We start from the raw sequence: 15964 nt of genomic DNA, 5'->3' as shown, positions 1-15964 counted from the left end.
CGAGGCCCAGGTCAGCTCAGGCCATGAGGTCCCGACCGGGTGACGGCATCGCGCGTCCCCGGGGAGGGCGTACGGATGATGGGCGCGTCGCCCGGTGCGCGACCGGTCGCGGGCAGCCCGAAAAAGCAGGGCTGCAGTGCGGTGCGATTCGTCGGGCCGGGATCAGATGGGCCCACTGGGGGTCATGGAATCCGGAGTCCGGAGAGCCTGGGTGCTCCGGCGAGCAGGGCGGCTCCAACTGGGGCCCCGGTCGCGGAGCCAGGGTCAGTCGTGCGTCGAGGCGAGGACCCGTGCCAGCGCCGGTTGCAGATCGCGTACGGCCCGGCTGCTCCGGAACCGGGCGAGTTCCCGCGCGAGGCGCCGGATGTCACTGTTCACCGTCGCCGAAGGCACGACAGGCATCACCCCAAGGTGCTCCCCTGCGATCGTGCACGCGTGCTCGACCTCTCCGGAGGCAGCGTGTGCCAAGGACCTGCGGAAGCCGTACCGGGCTCGGGTACGCAGCGCGTGGGGCGGGAGGCGGCGGTATTCCCGGTCGAGGACCTCGGCGGCGGCCTTGGGGCGACCGAGGTCGTGCAGGCACCAGCCGGTCGTCATCTCTGCCGGATCGCTCACGTGGGTGGTGCCGATCACGGGCTCGGCGCCGCTGCGGGCATCGTCGCTGTCGAGCAGTTCCCGTGCCCGGTCGAGGCTGCGCAGGCAGGCACGTTCCGCGCCGACGAGCGCGTGTCCCTGCGCTTCCCGCTGGGCCGCGAGTCCTCGGATGCGCGGCGGGAGTCCGTCGCTCTGAGCTCGGCAGGCCAGGGTGACGGTGCCCGCGGCGTCCCCGGCGTAGAGCGTGACCAAGGCGCGTCGCACGAGCGCATAGGAACCGAGGTACGAATCACCCCCGGCACGCGCCAGTTCGGCGGCCTCACCGGTCCAGCCGAGCGCCGCGTCACTGTCTCCGGCCTCCTGCGCCATCCAGCCGGTGAACTCGGCGAACCGCGAAGCGAGCAGGAGCGCGGGGGTCCGAGTGGCGGACGGGGCGCCGGCTGCCAACCCGGCGACCATGCGCGTTTGCGTCTCCAGGAGGGGAAGCAGAACCTTCGGCGCGGTGGACTGGCCGAGAATTCGTAGCTGGTCGAACTGCGCGCGGAAGGAGGGAAGGAGGGCGTCGCTGGCAGAGAACGCCTGTCCACCGAGCTTCAGGCTGAATTCGCTGAGCGCCCCCGTACCTGCTGCGAGGACCGCCCGACGCCCGATGTGCCAGAGGCTCGGGGCGGCGGGGCTTTGGGCGGTGTCCGGGTCGGACTCGGGGCGGACGACCAGACTCTGCAGCTCGCCGTTCGCGCCGAGGAAAGCATCGCACCGCCGGGCCAGTTCCAGGGACGCGGAACGCTCCCCACGCTCGACCTTGCTGAGGTGCCCCTTGTCGTAGTTGAGCGCCACGGACAACTCGGTCAGAGTCAGCCCCGCCTCGTGTCGTAATCGGCGGAGCTCCGGGCCGAAATGTGAAGTTGTGCTCATCGTCAACCTCCCGTTTGTGACAGCGACCGTGACAGCTCTGCGCCCTCACGGAGAACTTCCGTTCGGCGTTCACTGGCCGACGCGAAGACCGGTGGTGAGCACCCGTTGTGACGGAGTCGTCTCGCTTCGCATCCGAGAGCGAGTTTGGCACGAGGCACGCCTCGAGAATCAGAGTTCGGCGGGGTTGCCCGTTGCCTCTTTCGTTCTCCGTGTTCTCCGTCCCGCAAAGGCGAAGGCGGTGGGCGGCCAGCTGGCCAACGAACCGATTGGCCGCGCCCGCGCCCGGCTCCGACTACTCGTAGTGAGACGGCCTGCTTCAGCAGCTGGCCAGGCGGCTGCTGGCGTCCGAGCTCCGGGGGCGCACTCACTTATTGACGCTCGTTGTCACGTTGGCCGGATGCGAAGTGCGACCCTCAGACACGGTGCCGTGCGCCTCGGTCCTCCGCGCCGACGACACTCTGCTGGCCAACCCGCGTAAGGTCGCGGCTTGATATCGACGTTCAGGAGCTGATGGCAGTCGAGCAACGACCTATGCCCTCTTGGTGTGACTCCGGTTGGATAGCCCCGTAGAACAGTCCGCAAACGGTCCGCAGGACAGTCGAAAACGGCCGTCGGGATAGCGCCAGATCAGCCTCCAGATGGCGGCTCCGCCGCAGGTCAGGACGTTGCCGGATTGATTCATCACCAATTCGGCCTCCACCCTGGACCGGGCGCGGATCGACGTGTGAGGCACGGCGGAGCAGAGGGCGGGCGCAGGGCTCCCCTCCGCGTTCCGCACGTTGTCCGCAGGCGAACTGATGTCAGTTCGGGGGAGTGGTTACGCCGCCGTCTCGGCCTCTATGTGACCCCCGTCCAGGCGGTCCGCGTAGGCCTCGTCGACGGGAGCCTGGGCCCCGCTCGTCGAAGTCGGGCCACAAGTGGGTACGGGTGTTGGCCGTCATGGCCGCGTTGGCGTGGCCGAGGTGCTCGAAGAGTCTGAAAGCCCTGCTGGTCGCGCTCCACGTGCACCATGACTTTCGTGCGGTTGGCGTCGGCCCGTGGAAGGCGACGACGCCCGGCGCTGCGCCTCGCCTGCGACGGTCGTTTCGGTGACCCGCTCGTCGGATATCTGCGCGTCGAAGTCGCGCTTGACCCCACCACTCAAGCTGCCCGATGGCTGAGGGTGTGGCGCGCTACTCGATGCGCCCAACGCCGTCCATGAACTGCGGGAGCTCTTCGAAGCTGGGTCACTGGTCGTCCGCCACGCACACACGCAGGCACCTGGACCTCGACCGGTTCGTCCATGGTGTGCATCAAATTCGTGTTGCAACTAAAGCGCCTGAATTCGCGAATACTGAGCACTCGGCGCCCCGAACCTGGGCGTTCGTCGCGTGTCGGTTGGCGATCATCGCCTGGCCCTACCGCAAGGCCGGACCTCGGAGACTAGGGATCATGACCGACCGTCGACCGCTCTCGCTGCCCGCCTGTCCGAGCCCGCTTGCGACGCTCCCGTACCCGCCCAGGCGGGTGGGCGCCGGCTGATGCCGGTCGAGCAGCGCCGACTTCCGCCAGCCGCCCGGCGAGCCCGAGCCCGCACCCGCACCCGGCCCGACGTCCGCTCGCCCCCGGCGGCCTCACCTTCTCAGACCCGGACCGCCGTATCTGAGCGCTACCACCACGGGTTGCGCCACGTCCAGGACCAGCTCACCACCTAGCCCCACCGCCCGGTGTGCCAGCGCCTCCACCTGGACAGTGGTCGTAGCCGGCCCGGCTCCCGCCTCGGATACCGTGTTCCTCTACGGGGTGCCATAACGGATGTGACGTCCCCTACCGGAGGTAGTCAGCGTATGAGTTCAAAGCGCAGCAAGAATCCAGCCCTGCCCGTACTTGACGACGCATTCCGACTCGCGTCGGTCAAGGACGCCGAAGAGCCCACCCGTGACTTGGCCGCGCGGCTGGTCACCACCGAGCTGCGCCGCGTTTCCCACCCGGGTCGGGTCACCTGGGAGCCCACTGATCAGGCCGAGCCCGTACCGGTCCCGCCGACTGTGGTCGACGGTGACGGGGACCTGTGGCTGAGGGACCGGGGCACTGGCACTTGGACCATGCCCGAGTTCAACCCGAAGGAGTTCCCGGCCCGCTGTGGCGAGGTTCTGACGTGGAACCGGCTTGCCCGCGAGTTCGGCCCGCTTACCGCATTGGCCGACGACCGCCGCATCGGCGGCGGCCGGCGCTGACCGCGCAGCCTTCTGGGATGACCGCGCGCCCCTGAAGCGCCCGTTACGGGTAGCTGGGAGCGCCAGCTCACCGCCGAGCTCGACGATGGCGGCGAGCAGGTGAGCGTGGTGGTCGGTCACGTTGTCTCCATGTTGCAGCCGGATACGTCGTCGCTGTCCGTGGGGTCTGGGTGGAAGAAGCGGGTGTAGCGGAGTCCGGTCTCCGGAGTGATGTTGAACACCGCGCATAGGTGCTGCGGATCAGCGGCGGTGACGGCGGCCTTTTCGGGGATTCGGTCCTCGCGAAGTTGCTGGGCGGTGACCGGGAGGCCGCGCAGCAGCGGTTGCATCCAGCCGGTTGTGACCGGTGCCCGGGTGTGCGCGGTCTGCGAGCTGCCTCGCGGGTGCGGACGAGAGGCTGGCGAAGGCCGAATCTCTGCGCCGCGTTGTGTGTGGCACCTATCCCCACCGAGGACGCGGCGTTCAGGCGATCAGTGCTTCGCGGATCTGTCGTTGTGTCACCTTGTCCCGGGTAAGAACGGACAGCCGCTCCAGTTCGGGGTGGCCTCGGCGCTGAGGGACGCGGGCCAAAGCTCGTATGGCTGTGCTCGTCAGCGGGGTTCGCGAGGATGGACCCTCGACGAGGGCACCTAGGGTGCGGATGGATGAGGGGTGCGAGGGCAACAAGGAGAGCAGCCAGGTGAGCCCGGCGAGCGCGGGCAGGTTGTATCGGTCGTAGCCACCATCGCCGCGGCCCCCGCCGTCGGCGGCAAGATCCAGCCAGGCGGTCAGCGTGAGCCGGAGCAGCTCAGTGTCGATCGGAGCGGTAAGGGCCAGTGCCCGGCGGTCCCAGGTGAGTGTGGGGCGCGCTACAGGTGAGAGCAGGGCGTGGTCGATGAAGCCGGGCCAGAGGTCGCCGAGCGAAGGCAAGCTGGCGAGGACAGCGTCGGCCCACGGCTCACCGGGGTTGAGCACGGGCCCGCGAAGGCGGGTGAGCACGGGCGTCACGCATTCCGGGGGCCAGCCGTGGTCCAGCGCGGAGCGGCGGAGGAGGCCGACCACCGCGTCGGGCAGGCGCCTGTCGGCGTCCAGCAGAGCGTGGCTGCACGTCCAGAGCTCGTCCGAGATGCCGCAGGACCAGGTCTGATCCGCCATCTCCGTCAGGAGCGCTTCCCATGCCTCGCACCATGTGGCGTTGGCGATGTCACGCGAGACAGCGGCGAGCAGCACCAGACCGCGGTTGCCTGCCTCTGTGTCGGCCGACTCTGCTGCTGCGTTCTCGACGAAGGACTGGGCAAGCGCGAATCGGTCTGGCTTCGGGAGACTGCGCAGTACAGTCGTCACGCCGAAGCCCTCGTGCCATGGGTCTTTCGCGACGAGCAAAGCGCGCGACAACTCGGCGAGGTCGCCCTTGCCGGCCAGTTTCCGGACGAATTCCACCCGCTCAGCAGGCTCCCACGGGGACGTCACCAAATCCATGGCGGGAGAGTACGGGCTGCCACTGACAGCGCACGAGCATGTTCCTCGAAGGGCTCGCTTGCCGTACCGACCCGGCTCGTCGCGACGTGTGCCGGTCAGCCCGGTCAGCTGAGTCCTGGCCACTTGAAATTGCACGTCGGAGGAGGTCAGACCGGTCCGCAAACAGTCCGCAGCGCAGTCGAAAACGGCCGTCGGAGGCCAACGCTAGCCATCGGAGAAACACCAGCTCAACGCATAAACGGCAGCTCCACCGCAGGTCAGAGGGGTGGCCGAATGGTTCATCACCAACTCCGCCACGACCCTGGACCGGTCGAGGATCGACGTCTGACCTGCGGCCGGGCCGGGGGTCAGGGGGTTGTTGGGTTCTGGAGGGTGCGGCGGAGGCGGGCGGCGGGGGCGGGGCGGTCGGCGGCGGTGAGGAGTTCTACGAGGCGGGAGCCGACGCGGTGGTGGAGGGCCGGGCCGCCCTGAGGGGAGATCGCGTAGAGGTCCATGATCTCGGTGGCCTCGTCGAAGAGGGCGAGGGCTTCGTCGAGGCGGGGGTCGGCCGGGGTGACGCGGACTTCCGCGGCGATGAGCAGGGCGCCGGCGAGGCGGTGGAGGGCCAGGGGGTCCTTCTCGGTCATGCGGCGGCAGACCATGACGCACTCGTCGGCTGTGTCGGTGGCCTCGGCGAAGCGGCCCGTGACCATCAGCGCGCCGAGCAGGACGCCGAGAGCCTCGGCCAAGGTGTGCTGTTCGGCGATCGCCTCGCGGGCGCTGACGCGGCGGAGGATCGCGACGCTCTCGTAGGCCGCGGTCAGGCTCTCCTCCGGGCGTTGGGCGACGAGCAGGCGTACGGCGAGTCCGTTGAGCCCGTCGGCGAGTTCGCGCTCGTAGGCGGCGGGATTGACCCTTGCGAGGTCGCGGTAGAGCTCGACGGCCTCGTGGGCCAGCGGGACGCTGTCGGGATCGCCGACACGTTCGAGGGCGGCGGCCAGGTGATACAGAGCGTTGGCCAGGGACATGGCGTGGGCGGACGGGTCCTTCGCGTGGAGACGGCGGCGCAGGGCGACGCTCTCCCGGCCGTGTGAGACCGCCGACCGCGGACGGTCGGTACGCAGGTGGCACACGCCGAGGGCGGCCAGGGCGGCGGAGAGGTTCGACTCGTGCTTGCCGGGCTCTTCCGCGGCCAGCGCGCGCAGGAGCGTCACGGACTCCTCCAGGGCAGCCGTCGCGTCGTCCCAGCGCTGCGCGTACGACAGATCCCGTCCGATACCGAGCAGGCCGCTCGCCAGGTCGGGGCGGTACTGCTCGTCGTACGCGGCCAGCCTGCGCTGTACGGCGACGGCTTCCTCGGTGGCGGCCAGGGCCTCTGCCCGGCGCCCGACCTCGCCCAGGCGGTCCGCGTACGCCTTGAGGGCGAACGCCAGATTGCCTTCGACCACGGGGACGAGCGAGGGATTGGGGACGCCGTCACGGGCGATGGCCCGGAACTGGGCCAGGACGGCCTCGGATTCGGCCAGCGCCTCCTCCAGCCGACCGGCGTGGTGGAGGCGGACGCCGTGCTCGTGCCGCTCCGCGGCCTGGTCGTTGGGGTTTCTGGCGCGCTCCAGGCGGTGCGGGAGCAGCCGGGTGCTGACGGCGGCGATTCCGGGGTCCAGGTCGGGACTGCGCCGGTTGAATGGCGGGAAGAACATCGCGACGGCTTCGAGGAGTTCGGGGCTGATGTCGTCAAGGGCGGCGAGCGTGGCCAGCGCGGCGCTGCCCCCGATGACGGCGAGTTGAGGGGCCGTGCCGAGCAGCGGGAACAGGTGGAGGGGGCCGACGTGGGGCCAGCGCTGGGCGGCGGCGGTCAGAAAGACCACGGCGCGCGGCATCCAGCTTCCGGTGACCGCGTCGCTCACCACGTCGGTGCCGCTGAGCATGGCGCTGACGGTGCGCCCGGCCCAGTCCTGGGCCGGGTAGTCGGCCCGGTGGCCGGGAAGGGTCAGCGCCAGGAAGTCCTCGGCGAGCCGGTCCGGGTACAGCGGTTCCAGGACGGTGTCGCGGTCGGCCTCGGCCGGTGGGTAGCAGACCGCGTGATCCGCGAGGATGCGATCGGCCGGCAGCCGGACCGCGAGGTCGCTGATGGCCACCCGCCCCTCCTCCGGGCTGACCGGCCCGGTGAGCGCCGCGGTGAACACGGTGCGGTTCATGAGCGCGGGCGAGGTGCGGAACGCTGGTGCGGACGGGGCGATCTCGTGATCCGGGTCGCCGTACAGCCGCGCCCAGTGCAACTGCTCCCGGTCCAGCAGATAGCTGGACAGGCCCGCGAGGTCGGTGGGCGCGCGCAGCCCGTGGGCGTCGGCGTCCACGGCGACCAGGGCGGCCATGTGCACGGCCAGGGTCAGGCCGAAGGCCGCGTCACCGAGCGGGGCCGGTGCCGCGATGCCGCCGGGGGAGACGCCGTAACGCGCGGCGAAGTTGTCGCGGGCCACGGCGAACATCTCGGACCGCGGGGACGCGGCGGCGCCGTCACCGCCGACCTCGTCGGACAGCGGCGCGAGCCGTTGCAGCGAGGTCCTGGCCTGCTGGTTCGCGAGAGCGGCGCGCACGCTCGGCCAGACCTCGTCGCCACGGGCGATCAGCAGCACCCGGGCGCCGCGCCCGCTGTCGCGGTGCACCAGCGCGTTGCCGAACAGCCACATGAGATGGGTCAGCGGCCAGCGGTCGGCGTAGTCGACGATCAGCAGCACACCCGCGTCGCCCCGGTCACGGAGGTCCTGACTGCCAGGAGGCGGCAGCACGCTCCCCGGTCCGTGGGTGGCGGTGACGACCTGCCAGCCTTCGGCCAGCGACTCCTGCGCGAAGCGGTCCGCGAGACGGGTCTTGCCCTGTCCGCCCGGCGCGCACAGCCACTGCACGGCGAGCGGACCGCCGCCGTCGCGCCAGCGCCGTAACGAGGTCAACTCGGCGGTGCGTCCGGTGAACTCCACGACCCGGAAACGCGCGTTGAGCATCCGGCTCGGTACCTTCAGCAGAAAGTCGTCGTCCGGCAGGACCGGCGGCTGCCAGCGTTGCAGCAGGTAGACCGGGACGCCGTCGCCGAACACGTGGATGTCCGCGCCCACGACCCCGTAGGCGAAACCGCTCTCGGCGCGTACGGACTGGCTCACGCTCCCGCCTCCCCACCGTGCGGTGTCCGGCGCTCCACGTTCCGCTGGCCGAGATCCGACACGGTGCCCTCCCCGTTGTCCGACGATCCGATCGCCGGTCGCTGGAAAAGCGTACGCAGCGCCGCCCCCCGGACGCAGGGGATCCGCTCACCGGGCGGGCGCTCGGACCGATGCCGGACCGGTGCCGGACCGGTGCGTTCGCCCACAGCACGGGGGCGTTGGTGGAGGGGGCTCCACCCGGGGGTGGAGAGGGAGATTCAACCCCCGGTTTGATCCGCTGAGCTGGGGGTTTCCGTAGATTCTGAGATGTCGGCGAACCCGCCGGCCTCGTGGGAGTCGCTTTACGGAGGCGTCCGTCATGTCCGGTCTGATCGATGCGCTGGTGATCGTGGCGGTCATCGGTGTGGTGGTCACCCGCCAGCTGCGGCCGAGGAAGGTCACGGGCGGCCGGCGGTGGTGGCTGATACCGGCGGTGCTGGTGTTCATGGCGCTGCGGCAGCACGGGCTGATCGACCCGGAGCACCGGCAGACGGCGGTCGCGCTGCTGGCCGTTGAGTTGGTGGTCGCTGTGGGGATGGGGTTGGCATGGGCGTGGACCACGCGGTTGTGGACCGAGAGGGACGGGACGGTCTGGGCGCAGGGAGGGAAGGTCACCGTCGCGGTCTGGGCGGCGGGGGTCGCGGTGCGGATCGGGCTGTACGGGGTGGGTACGGCGATGGGGGTCCACCAGGACAGCGGCTCGTTCCTGATAGCGCTCGCGGCCACGCTGCTGATACGCGCCGGGGTGCTCGCCTGGCGGGCCCAGAGCGTGGCGCCGTCGTACCGTACGGCCTCATGAGCGGTTGGACGTCCTGGCCTTCGAAGGAGGCGCTGTCCCGCGAGAACCGGTCGTCCGCGCGGCGGGCGTTCGGCCGGGGAGTGCGGCTGCTCTTCGCCGCCGCGGCGCTATGGGGGATCCTGGCCCGCACGGATCTCAACGGGTGGCTGACCGCGGCGTCCGTGCTGGGGCTGGCAGCGGCGGCTGTCGCGGTGTGGGCGTTCTTCCGGTTCACGCTCGAGCACCGGGCGGCGCCGTCCGTCGCACTGATCGCACTGATGCTGGGCGCCGCCTTCGGGCTGCACGCGGCGGGCGCCGATGTGCCCGCGACGCTGCTGTGGTGCGGCTGCGCGGTGCTCGGGATGGAGCGGCTGCCGCTGGCCGCGGCGGCGCCCCTCACCGGTACGGCGCTGGCCGCCTACGCACTGGTCGGCGACTCCGGCGGCTGGCTGGTCACGTCGCTGACGGTGGCGGGGCTGGGGTTGATCGGGTACGTCGTGCGGCTGGACGCCGAGGCGCGGGGGAACACGCAGCGGCTGCTGGTCCAGGAGCGGGCGGCGCGGGCGGCGGAGGCCGAGTCGGCGGCGTTGGCGGAGCGGGCCCGGATCGCACGGGAGATCCACGATGTGCTGGCGCACAGCCTGTCGGCGCAGACGGTGCACCTGGAGGCGACGCGGCTGCTGATCGAGCGGGGCGTCGAGCGGGATGTGGTGCTGGGACGGGTGATCGCGGCTCGGCAGATGGCGCGGGAGGGGCTGGCCGAGACCCGGCAGGCGCTGTCGGCGCTGCGCGGGGAGATGGCACCGGTGGAGGACTTCCTGCGGGAGCTGGTCGCCTCGGAGGGGGCGGACCTGGAAGTGGAAGGGGAGGCGCGGTATCTGCCAGCGGAGGCGGGGTTGGCGGTGCGGCGGGTGGCACAGGAGGCGATGACGAATGTGCGCAAGCACGCGCCGGGGGCGAAGGTCGCGCTGCGGCTGGAGTACCGGAGCGAGGAGGTGGAGCTGGAGTTCCGGGACTTCGGGAGCAGGACGCCTGTGGATAACTCTTTGAGGGCATCCGGATCGGGCTACGGTCTTCTGGGGATGCGGGAGCGCGCGGAGCTGCTGGGCGGCGCGCTCGACGCCGGACCGGCCGAGGAGGGCTTCGTGGTGCGCTTGCGGGTGCCTGCGTGACGCGGGTGGTGGTCGCGGACGACCAGACAGTGGTGCGTGAGGGAATTGTGATGCTGCTGGGGCTGCTGCCCGACATCGAGGTGGTGGGAGCGGCGGCCGACGGGGAGGAGGCGGTACGGCTGGTGGGGGAACACCGGCCGGAGGTGGTGCTGATGGACCTGCGGATGCCGCGCTGCGACGGGGTGGAGGCCACGCGGCGGATCAGGTCGCGGTATCCGGGGACGCAGGTGGTGGTGCTGACGACGTTCGCGGACGACGGCTCGCTCTTTCCCGCGCTGCGGGCGGGGGCGCGGGGATATCTGACCAAGGACGCGGGAGGGGAGGAGATCGCGCGGGCCATCGCGGAGGTGACGGCCGGGCGGGCGGGGCTGTCGCCCGCGGTGCAGGGCAGGATGCTGGACGCGCTGACCGGGGCGGGCCCCGAGCGGCGGCCGGAGGGACGGGGGAGCGGACCGGGCGGACCGGGCGGACCGGGCGGGGCGGGAGAGCCGGGCCAAGGGGCGGCGGGACGGGGGGAGTTGCCGGACGGGCTGACGGCCCGGGAGGCGGAAGTGCTGGCCCTGGTGGCCGAAGGGCTGTCCAACGCCGAGATCGCCGCGCGGCTGCACGTGAGCATGGCGACGGTGAAGACGCACATCAACAACCTGTTCGCCAAAACCGGGGCGCGGGACCGCGCACAGGCGGTCGGATATGCCTACCGGCACGGCATCACCTGATGGGGTGAAGGTTTCTACTTGTTCGTTCTGGATCTTCCCGCTCTGTCCATGATTGGGCACATCGGCCGATCGGCCGATGGAACGAGGAGTGTTCGGTGGACAAGCACGACGGGGGCGACCCCGGGGCGCTGCGGGTGAACGACCCGTGGCAGGACGCGGCGGACGCCGGTCTCTGGGTCCCGGATCAGACGGCCCCCGACCCCGCGCCGGGGCGGACCCGGCCCGAGGGCACACCGCAGGCGGGCCAGGACGGACGGCCGGTGGACCGGTCGGCGGTGTATCTGGAGGTGCAGGGCAGCGCGGCGTTCCAGGAGGTGCGCGACCGGTACCGGAGCTTCACCTTCCCGGTGGTGGCGGGCTTCCTGGCCTGGTACCTGCTGTACGTGGTGGCGGCCACCACGGCACCGGGCCTGATGGGACATCAGGTCGCGGGTGACGTGAATGTGGCGATGGTGGCGGGGCTGGCGCAGTTCGCCACGACGTTCCTGCTGACGTGGGCCTACGCCCGGCACGCGCGGCTGCGCAGGGACCGGGCGGCGCTCGATCTGCGCTGGACGCTGGCGACCAGGACCGGGCAGGAGCGGGTGCGTTGAACAGCGGTCGGTTCAATGGCGGGTATCTGGCGGATTCGGCCGGGGAGCATCAGGGCCTCGCGATCGTGCTGTTCACGATCTTCGTGTCGGTGACGCTGGCGATCACGGCGTGGGCGGGACGGCGGCGGAGCTCGTCGGTGGAGTTCTTCGCCGGGGGACGGTTGTTCACCCCGATGGAGAACGGCCTGGCCATCGCGGGCGACTACATGTCGGCGGCGTCCTTTCTCGGCATCTCCGGGCTCATCGCGCTCTTCGGGTACGACGGCCTGCTGTACTCGGTCGGGTTCTTCGTCGCGTGGCTCGTGGTCCTCATGCTGGTCGCCGAGTTGGTGCGCAACTGCGGGCGGTACACACTCGCCGATGTGCTCTCCGCGCGGATGAGACAGCGGCCGGTGCGGATCGCGGCGGGCACGTCGTCGGTGGTGGTGTCGATCCTGTACCTGGTGGCGCAGATGGTCGGCGCCGGGAGCCTGGTCGGGCTGCTGCTCGGCGGGCACGGCGCGGCGCGCACCTGGACGGTGGTCGGGGTCGGCGCGCTGATGGTGTTCTACGTGTCCTTCGGCGGGATGCGGGCGACGACGTGGATCCAGATCGTCAAGACGGTGCTGCTGATCGGCGGCACGGTGACGCTCACCGTGATGGTCCTGGTCCGCTTCCACGGCAATCCGGGGAGTCTGCTGCACGCCGCCGCGGCGGGCAGCGGGCACGGCAACGCCTTCCTGGCTCCCGGGCTGAAATACGGCGGGAGTTGGGCGTCGAAGCTGGACTTCATCAGCCTCGGCCTGGCGCTGGTGCTCGGGACGGCGGGCCTGCCGCACATCCTGTCCCGCTTCTACACGGTGCCCACGGCACGCTCCGCGCGGCGGTCGGTGGTCTGGGCGATCGGGCTGATCGGCGCCTTCTACCTGATGACGATCGTGCTCGGTTTCGGAGCGGCGGCGGTCGTCGGCACCGACACCGTCCGCTCGTCCAACGCCGCGGGCAACACCGCGGTGCCGCTGCTCGCCGAGATCCTGGGCGGCGGGGAGGGGACGACAGGGGGCACCGTGCTGTTCGCGGTGGTCGGCGCGGTGGCCTTCGCGACGATCCTGGCCGTGGTGGCGGGCATCACCCTGGCGTCGTCGGCCTCCGTGGCCCACGACCTCTACGCCACGCTGCGCCGCCGCCCCGTCGCGGAAACGCAGGCACGGCAGAACAGGCGCGCCAAGCGCGAGGCCGCGGCCCCCGGCACCGCGCGGGTCACCGCCGACGCGGTGGAGGAAGGGGCGATGGAGGAGGACGAGGTGCGGGTGGCCAGATTCGCGGCCGTCGGGATCGGCGCCGTCGCGATCGGGCTCAGCCTCTTCGCGCAGGACCAGAACATCGCCTTCCTGGTCGGCCTCGCCTTCGCCGTCGCCGCGTCCGCGAATCTGCCCGCCCTGCTCTACTCCCTGTTCTGGCACCGGTTCACCACTCGCGGCGCGGTCTGGTCGATCTACGGCGGCCTCGTACCGGCCCTGCTCCTGGTGGTGTTCTCGCCCGTCATCTCCGGCAGGCCCGACGCGCTCTTCCCCGGCGTCGACTTCCACCTCTTCCCGCTGGAGAACCCGGGCCTGATCTCCATCCCGCTCGGCTTCCTCGCGGGCTGGCTCGGCACCCTGCTGTCGCCGGAGGAGGCGGACGCGGGGAAGTACGCGGAGACGGAGGTGCGTTCGCTCACCGGCGCCGGGGCCGCGTAACGGCGGTTCAGCCGGTGGCGGCCCAGGCGTAGCGGTGTTCGGGACGGCCCGTGTCGCCGTATTTGAGGGTGAGGCTCAACCGCCCCGCCTGCTCCAGGTACTTCAGGTAGCGCTGGGCGGTGGAGCGGCTGAGCCCGGCGCGTTCGGCGACCTCGTGGGCGGACAGCGGGCGGCCCGCCTCGTGCAGGACGCGGCGGATCAGGTCGGCGGTCGGCGCGGAGTGCCCCTTGGGCAGTTCGGCCGAGGACGCGCCCGCCGTACGCAGGGCGCCGAAGATCCGGTCGACCTGCTCCTGCCCGGCCTCGCCGCGCCCGCCCACCCCCTCCAGGGTGCGGCGCAGCGCCGCGTAACCGTCCAGCTTGGCCCGCAGACCGGCGAAGCTGAACGGCTTCACCAGGTACTGCAACGCGCCGAGCCGCATCGCCGCCTGCACGGTGGCGACATCACGCGCCGCCGTCACCATGATCACGTCCGCGTGGTGCCCGTGCTGCCGCATCCGGCGGACCAGCGTCAGACCCGTCTCGTCCGGCAGATAGTGGTCGAGCAGCACCAGGTCGATCCGGGTGCGCTCCAGCACCGACAGCGCGTGCGCCGCGGTGTGGGCCCGCCCGGCCACCCGGAAGCCCGGCACCTTGCCCACATAGGCCGAGTTGATCTCCGCCACCCGGAAGTCGTCGTCCACCACCAGTACGTCGATCATCGCGCCGCCTCCCCAGCCGCGGAAAGCACTCCTCCGGCCAGCGCCCCACCGGCCAGCACTCCTTCGGCCAGCGCCTCGGGCAGCACCACCGTGAACACCGCGCCACCGCCCGCCCGCGCCGTCACCCGCGCCAGACCCCCGTACCGCTCGGCGAGCCTGCGCACCAGCGCGAGGCCCAGGCCGCGCCCCCGGTGCGGCGGACGTTCCTTCGTCGACCAGCCCTCGGTGAAGATCAGTTCGCGCGCCTCCGGCGGCACTCCCGGCCCCGTGTCCGACACCCGCAGCAGCAGGGTCGTGTCGTCCTCCGCGCGCAGTTCGACCTCCACGAAAGGCGCGGCGGACATCGCCGGGGACACGCGGTGCCCGGCGGCGGCGTCCAGCGCGTTGTCGATGAGATTGCCCAGCACCGTCACCAGATCGCGCGGGTCCACCACCCGGTCGGGCAGCAGCGTGCTCTGCGCGACCCGCAACGACACCCCGCGCTCCGCCGCGATGGCGGCCTTGCCGACCAGCAGCGCCGACACCAGCGGATCGTGCACCCGGTCCGCGATCACCTCGGCCGACGCCCGATGGGTGTCGGCGACCTCCGCGACATAGCCCACCGCCTCCTCGTGCAGGCCCAGTTCCAGCAGTCCCAGCACGGTGTGCAGCCGGTTGGCGTGCTCGTGGTCCTGGGCGCGCAGCGCGTCCAGCAGCCCGTGGGTGGAGTCCAGTTCGCGGCCGAGCAGCTCCAGCTCCGTACGGTCCCGCAGCGTCACCACGGCCCCGCCGTCACCGGTCGGCATCCGGTTGGCGACCAGTACCCGCCCGCCGCTGACCGTCAGCAGATCCGCGCCCTCGACCCGCCCCGCCAGCACGTCCGTCGTACGGCCAGGCGGCAGCAGCTCGTCCAGCGGCCGCCCGGTGGCCGCGCCGTCACCGGCGCCGTCGAGCCCGAGCAGCCGCTGCGCCTCGTCGTTGACCAGCCGCACCCGCCCCTGCCGGTCCAGTGCGACCACGCCCTCGCGGACGCCGTGCAGCATCGCCTCCCGCTCGTCGAGCAGCGCCGATATGTCGGCGAAGGCCAGCCCGTGCGTCGCCCGCTGCAACCGCCGCGAACCCCACACCGCCGCCAGCACGCCCACGCCCAGCGCCGCGCCCGCGTACATCAGCAGACCCGGCACCAGGCCGATCGCCCGGTTGAGGATGCCGTCGTACCTGATGCCCACCGACACCGCGCCCACGATCCGGTGGGAGGAGTCGTACAGCGGCACCTTGCCGCGGGTGCTGCGCCCCAGCGTGCCGCGGTCGATCTGCATGATCTCGTCACCGGCCAGCGCCACACTGGGATCGGTCGAGACGGGTTCGCCGATCCGCTTGGGGTCGGTGTGCGACCACCGGATGCCGTGGGTGTCCATCACCACGATGTAGAGGGCCTTCGTGGCGATCCTGACCCGTTCCGCCTCCGCCTGCACCGGGCCGTCCGGCGTCGGCCGGGACGAGACCACGGCCCGCGCGACCTCGGGATCGACGGCCACGGTCTCCGCGATGGCCAGCGCCCTGTGCATCGCCTCTTCGTCGAGCTGGTGGCTGAGCGGCGCCAGGAAGAGTCCGGTGGCGAGCGCCGTGACGCCCGCCGTGATCGCCAGTTGCACCAACAGGACCTGCGCCGAGACACGGCGCGGCCATCCGATCCGCATCGTGGGGCTCCTCCGCATTCCAACCGGTCCGCCGACAGTCGCGGCGGCCGACCCGCGTCCCCACCCCACGCGTACGTCGACAGCCCTGTCGTCAACGCAAGGTAAACCCCGCAGAGCCGGATGGGCAGACTCCGTTTCGCTTTCGTTGTGCGCGGGCGAGCAAAACGAGCAGAAGACCGGCTTGCGCGCAGAAGGCTCCTTGCGCCCACAAGACTGCCGCCGCCGCGGTGGTCGCTCCTAGCCTCCACC

12 protein-coding genes are annotated in these 15964 nt (G+C 71.3%); 6 read left to right on the top strand and 6 right to left on the bottom strand.

The genetic code is table 11. The features are described from left to right. Window positions 1–264 precede the first annotated feature (264 nt). Complete coding sequence (locus ACIOC1_RS30805) at window positions 265–1509, bottom strand: helix-turn-helix domain-containing protein (protein ID WP_401857213.1); 1245 nt, start codon at window positions 1507–1509, stop codon at window positions 265–267. Window positions 1510–3335: 1826 nt separating this feature from the next. Here ACIOC1_RS30805 and ACIOC1_RS30800 point away from each other — a divergent pair. After that, window positions 3336–3725, top strand: a complete 390-nt coding sequence (locus ACIOC1_RS30800; protein WP_401857211.1) for a hypothetical protein — start codon at window positions 3336–3338, stop codon at window positions 3723–3725. Window positions 3726–3841: 116 nt separating this feature from the next. On the opposite strand, the gene ACIOC1_RS30795 is transcribed toward ACIOC1_RS30800, so the two are convergent. The 3 genes from ACIOC1_RS30795 to ACIOC1_RS30785 form a co-directional block, all read right to left on the bottom strand. Next, the gene (locus ACIOC1_RS30795) at window positions 3842–4054 is read right to left on the bottom strand and encodes a hypothetical protein (RefSeq protein WP_391163825.1); all 213 of its coding nucleotides are present in this window, start codon (window positions 4052–4054) and stop codon (window positions 3842–3844) included. 133 nt (window positions 4055–4187) lie between these two features. Further along, on the bottom strand, window positions 4188–5183 hold the full coding sequence (locus ACIOC1_RS30790; protein ID WP_401857208.1) for a hypothetical protein: 996 nt from the start codon (window positions 5181–5183) through the stop codon (window positions 4188–4190). Between the two features lie 347 nt (window positions 5184–5530). Further along, window positions 5531–8320 carry a hypothetical protein gene (locus ACIOC1_RS30785; RefSeq protein ID WP_401857206.1) on the bottom strand — a complete coding sequence of 930 codons (2790 nt, stop codon included), beginning with the start codon at window positions 8318–8320 and terminating at the stop codon, window positions 5531–5533. 358 nt (window positions 8321–8678) lie between these two features. Here ACIOC1_RS30785 and ACIOC1_RS30780 point away from each other — a divergent pair, with 358 nt between their 5' ends. The 5 genes from ACIOC1_RS30780 to ACIOC1_RS30760 all read left to right on the top strand — a co-directional run bounded on the left by ACIOC1_RS30780 (window position 8679) and on the right by ACIOC1_RS30760 (window position 13336). Continuing rightward, the gene (locus ACIOC1_RS30780) at window positions 8679–9158 is read left to right on the top strand and encodes a DUF1453 domain-containing protein (protein WP_355338349.1); all 480 of its coding nucleotides are present in this window, start codon (window positions 8679–8681) and stop codon (window positions 9156–9158) included. Further along, window positions 9155–10309, top strand: a complete 1155-nt coding sequence (locus ACIOC1_RS30775) for a sensor histidine kinase (RefSeq protein ID WP_401857204.1) — start codon at window positions 9155–9157, stop codon at window positions 10307–10309. The genes ACIOC1_RS30780 and ACIOC1_RS30775 overlap by 4 nt, the downstream gene beginning before the upstream one ends. 50 nt (window positions 10310–10359) lie before the next feature. Beyond that, window positions 10360–11025 (top strand): response regulator, encoded by a 666-nt coding sequence (locus tag ACIOC1_RS30770; RefSeq protein WP_401857302.1) that lies wholly within the window; start codon window positions 10360–10362, stop codon window positions 11023–11025. A 95-nt stretch (window positions 11026–11120) separates the two neighbouring features. After that, a complete protein-coding gene (locus tag ACIOC1_RS30765) occupies window positions 11121–11618 on the top strand; it encodes a DUF485 domain-containing protein (protein ID WP_355338358.1) in 498 nt (165 codons plus the stop codon). Then, the gene (locus ACIOC1_RS30760) at window positions 11615–13336 is read left to right on the top strand and encodes a cation acetate symporter (protein ID WP_355338361.1); all 1722 of its coding nucleotides are present in this window, start codon (window positions 11615–11617) and stop codon (window positions 13334–13336) included. Before ACIOC1_RS30765 ends, ACIOC1_RS30760 begins: the two co-directional genes overlap by 4 nt. Window positions 13337–13343: 7 nt before the next feature. Here the strand turns inward: ACIOC1_RS30760 and ACIOC1_RS30755 are convergent, their stop codons facing one another. Both ACIOC1_RS30755 and ACIOC1_RS30750 read right to left on the bottom strand, forming a co-directional pair. Beyond that, the gene (locus ACIOC1_RS30755; RefSeq protein ID WP_355338364.1) at window positions 13344–14036 is read right to left on the bottom strand and encodes a response regulator; all 693 of its coding nucleotides are present in this window, start codon (window positions 14034–14036) and stop codon (window positions 13344–13346) included. After that, window positions 14033–15715, bottom strand: a complete 1683-nt coding sequence (locus ACIOC1_RS30750) for a sensor histidine kinase (RefSeq protein ID WP_355338367.1) — start codon at window positions 15713–15715, stop codon at window positions 14033–14035. The genes ACIOC1_RS30755 and ACIOC1_RS30750 overlap by 4 nt, the downstream gene beginning before the upstream one ends. Between the last annotated feature and the right edge of the window lie 249 nt (window positions 15716–15964).

Source organism: Streptomyces sp. NPDC088197 (genome assembly GCF_044741185.1).
In the GTDB taxonomy this organism is placed as follows: Bacteria; Actinomycetota; Actinomycetes; order Streptomycetales; family Streptomycetaceae; genus Actinacidiphila.
The sequence above is the reverse complement of the archived record's forward strand: the minus strand, read 5'-3'. Positions and strand labels throughout refer to the sequence as shown.

Coding starts and splice junctions, on each gene's coding strand:
- ACIOC1_RS30805 (WP_401857213.1), bottom strand. CDS start 1,509: ATGAGCACAACTTCACATTTCGGCCCGGAGCTCCGCCGATTACGACAC.
- ACIOC1_RS30800 (WP_401857211.1), top strand. CDS start 3,336: ATGAGTTCAAAGCGCAGCAAGAATCCAGCCCTGCCCGTACTTGACGAC.
- ACIOC1_RS30795 (WP_391163825.1), bottom strand. CDS start 4,054: ATGCAACCGCTGCTGCGCGGCCTCCCGGTCACCGCCCAGCAACTTCGC.
- ACIOC1_RS30790 (WP_401857208.1), bottom strand. CDS start 5,183: ATGGATTTGGTGACGTCCCCGTGGGAGCCTGCTGAGCGGGTGGAATTC.
- ACIOC1_RS30780 (WP_355338349.1), top strand. CDS start 8,679: ATGTCCGGTCTGATCGATGCGCTGGTGATCGTGGCGGTCATCGGTGTG.
- ACIOC1_RS30775 (WP_401857204.1), top strand. CDS start 9,155: ATGAGCGGTTGGACGTCCTGGCCTTCGAAGGAGGCGCTGTCCCGCGAG.
- ACIOC1_RS30770 (WP_401857302.1), top strand. CDS start 10,360: ATGCTGCTGGGGCTGCTGCCCGACATCGAGGTGGTGGGAGCGGCGGCC.
- ACIOC1_RS30755 (WP_355338364.1), bottom strand. CDS start 14,036: ATGATCGACGTACTGGTGGTGGACGACGACTTCCGGGTGGCGGAGATC.
- ACIOC1_RS30750 (WP_355338367.1), bottom strand. CDS start 15,715: ATGCGGATCGGATGGCCGCGCCGTGTCTCGGCGCAGGTCCTGTTGGTG.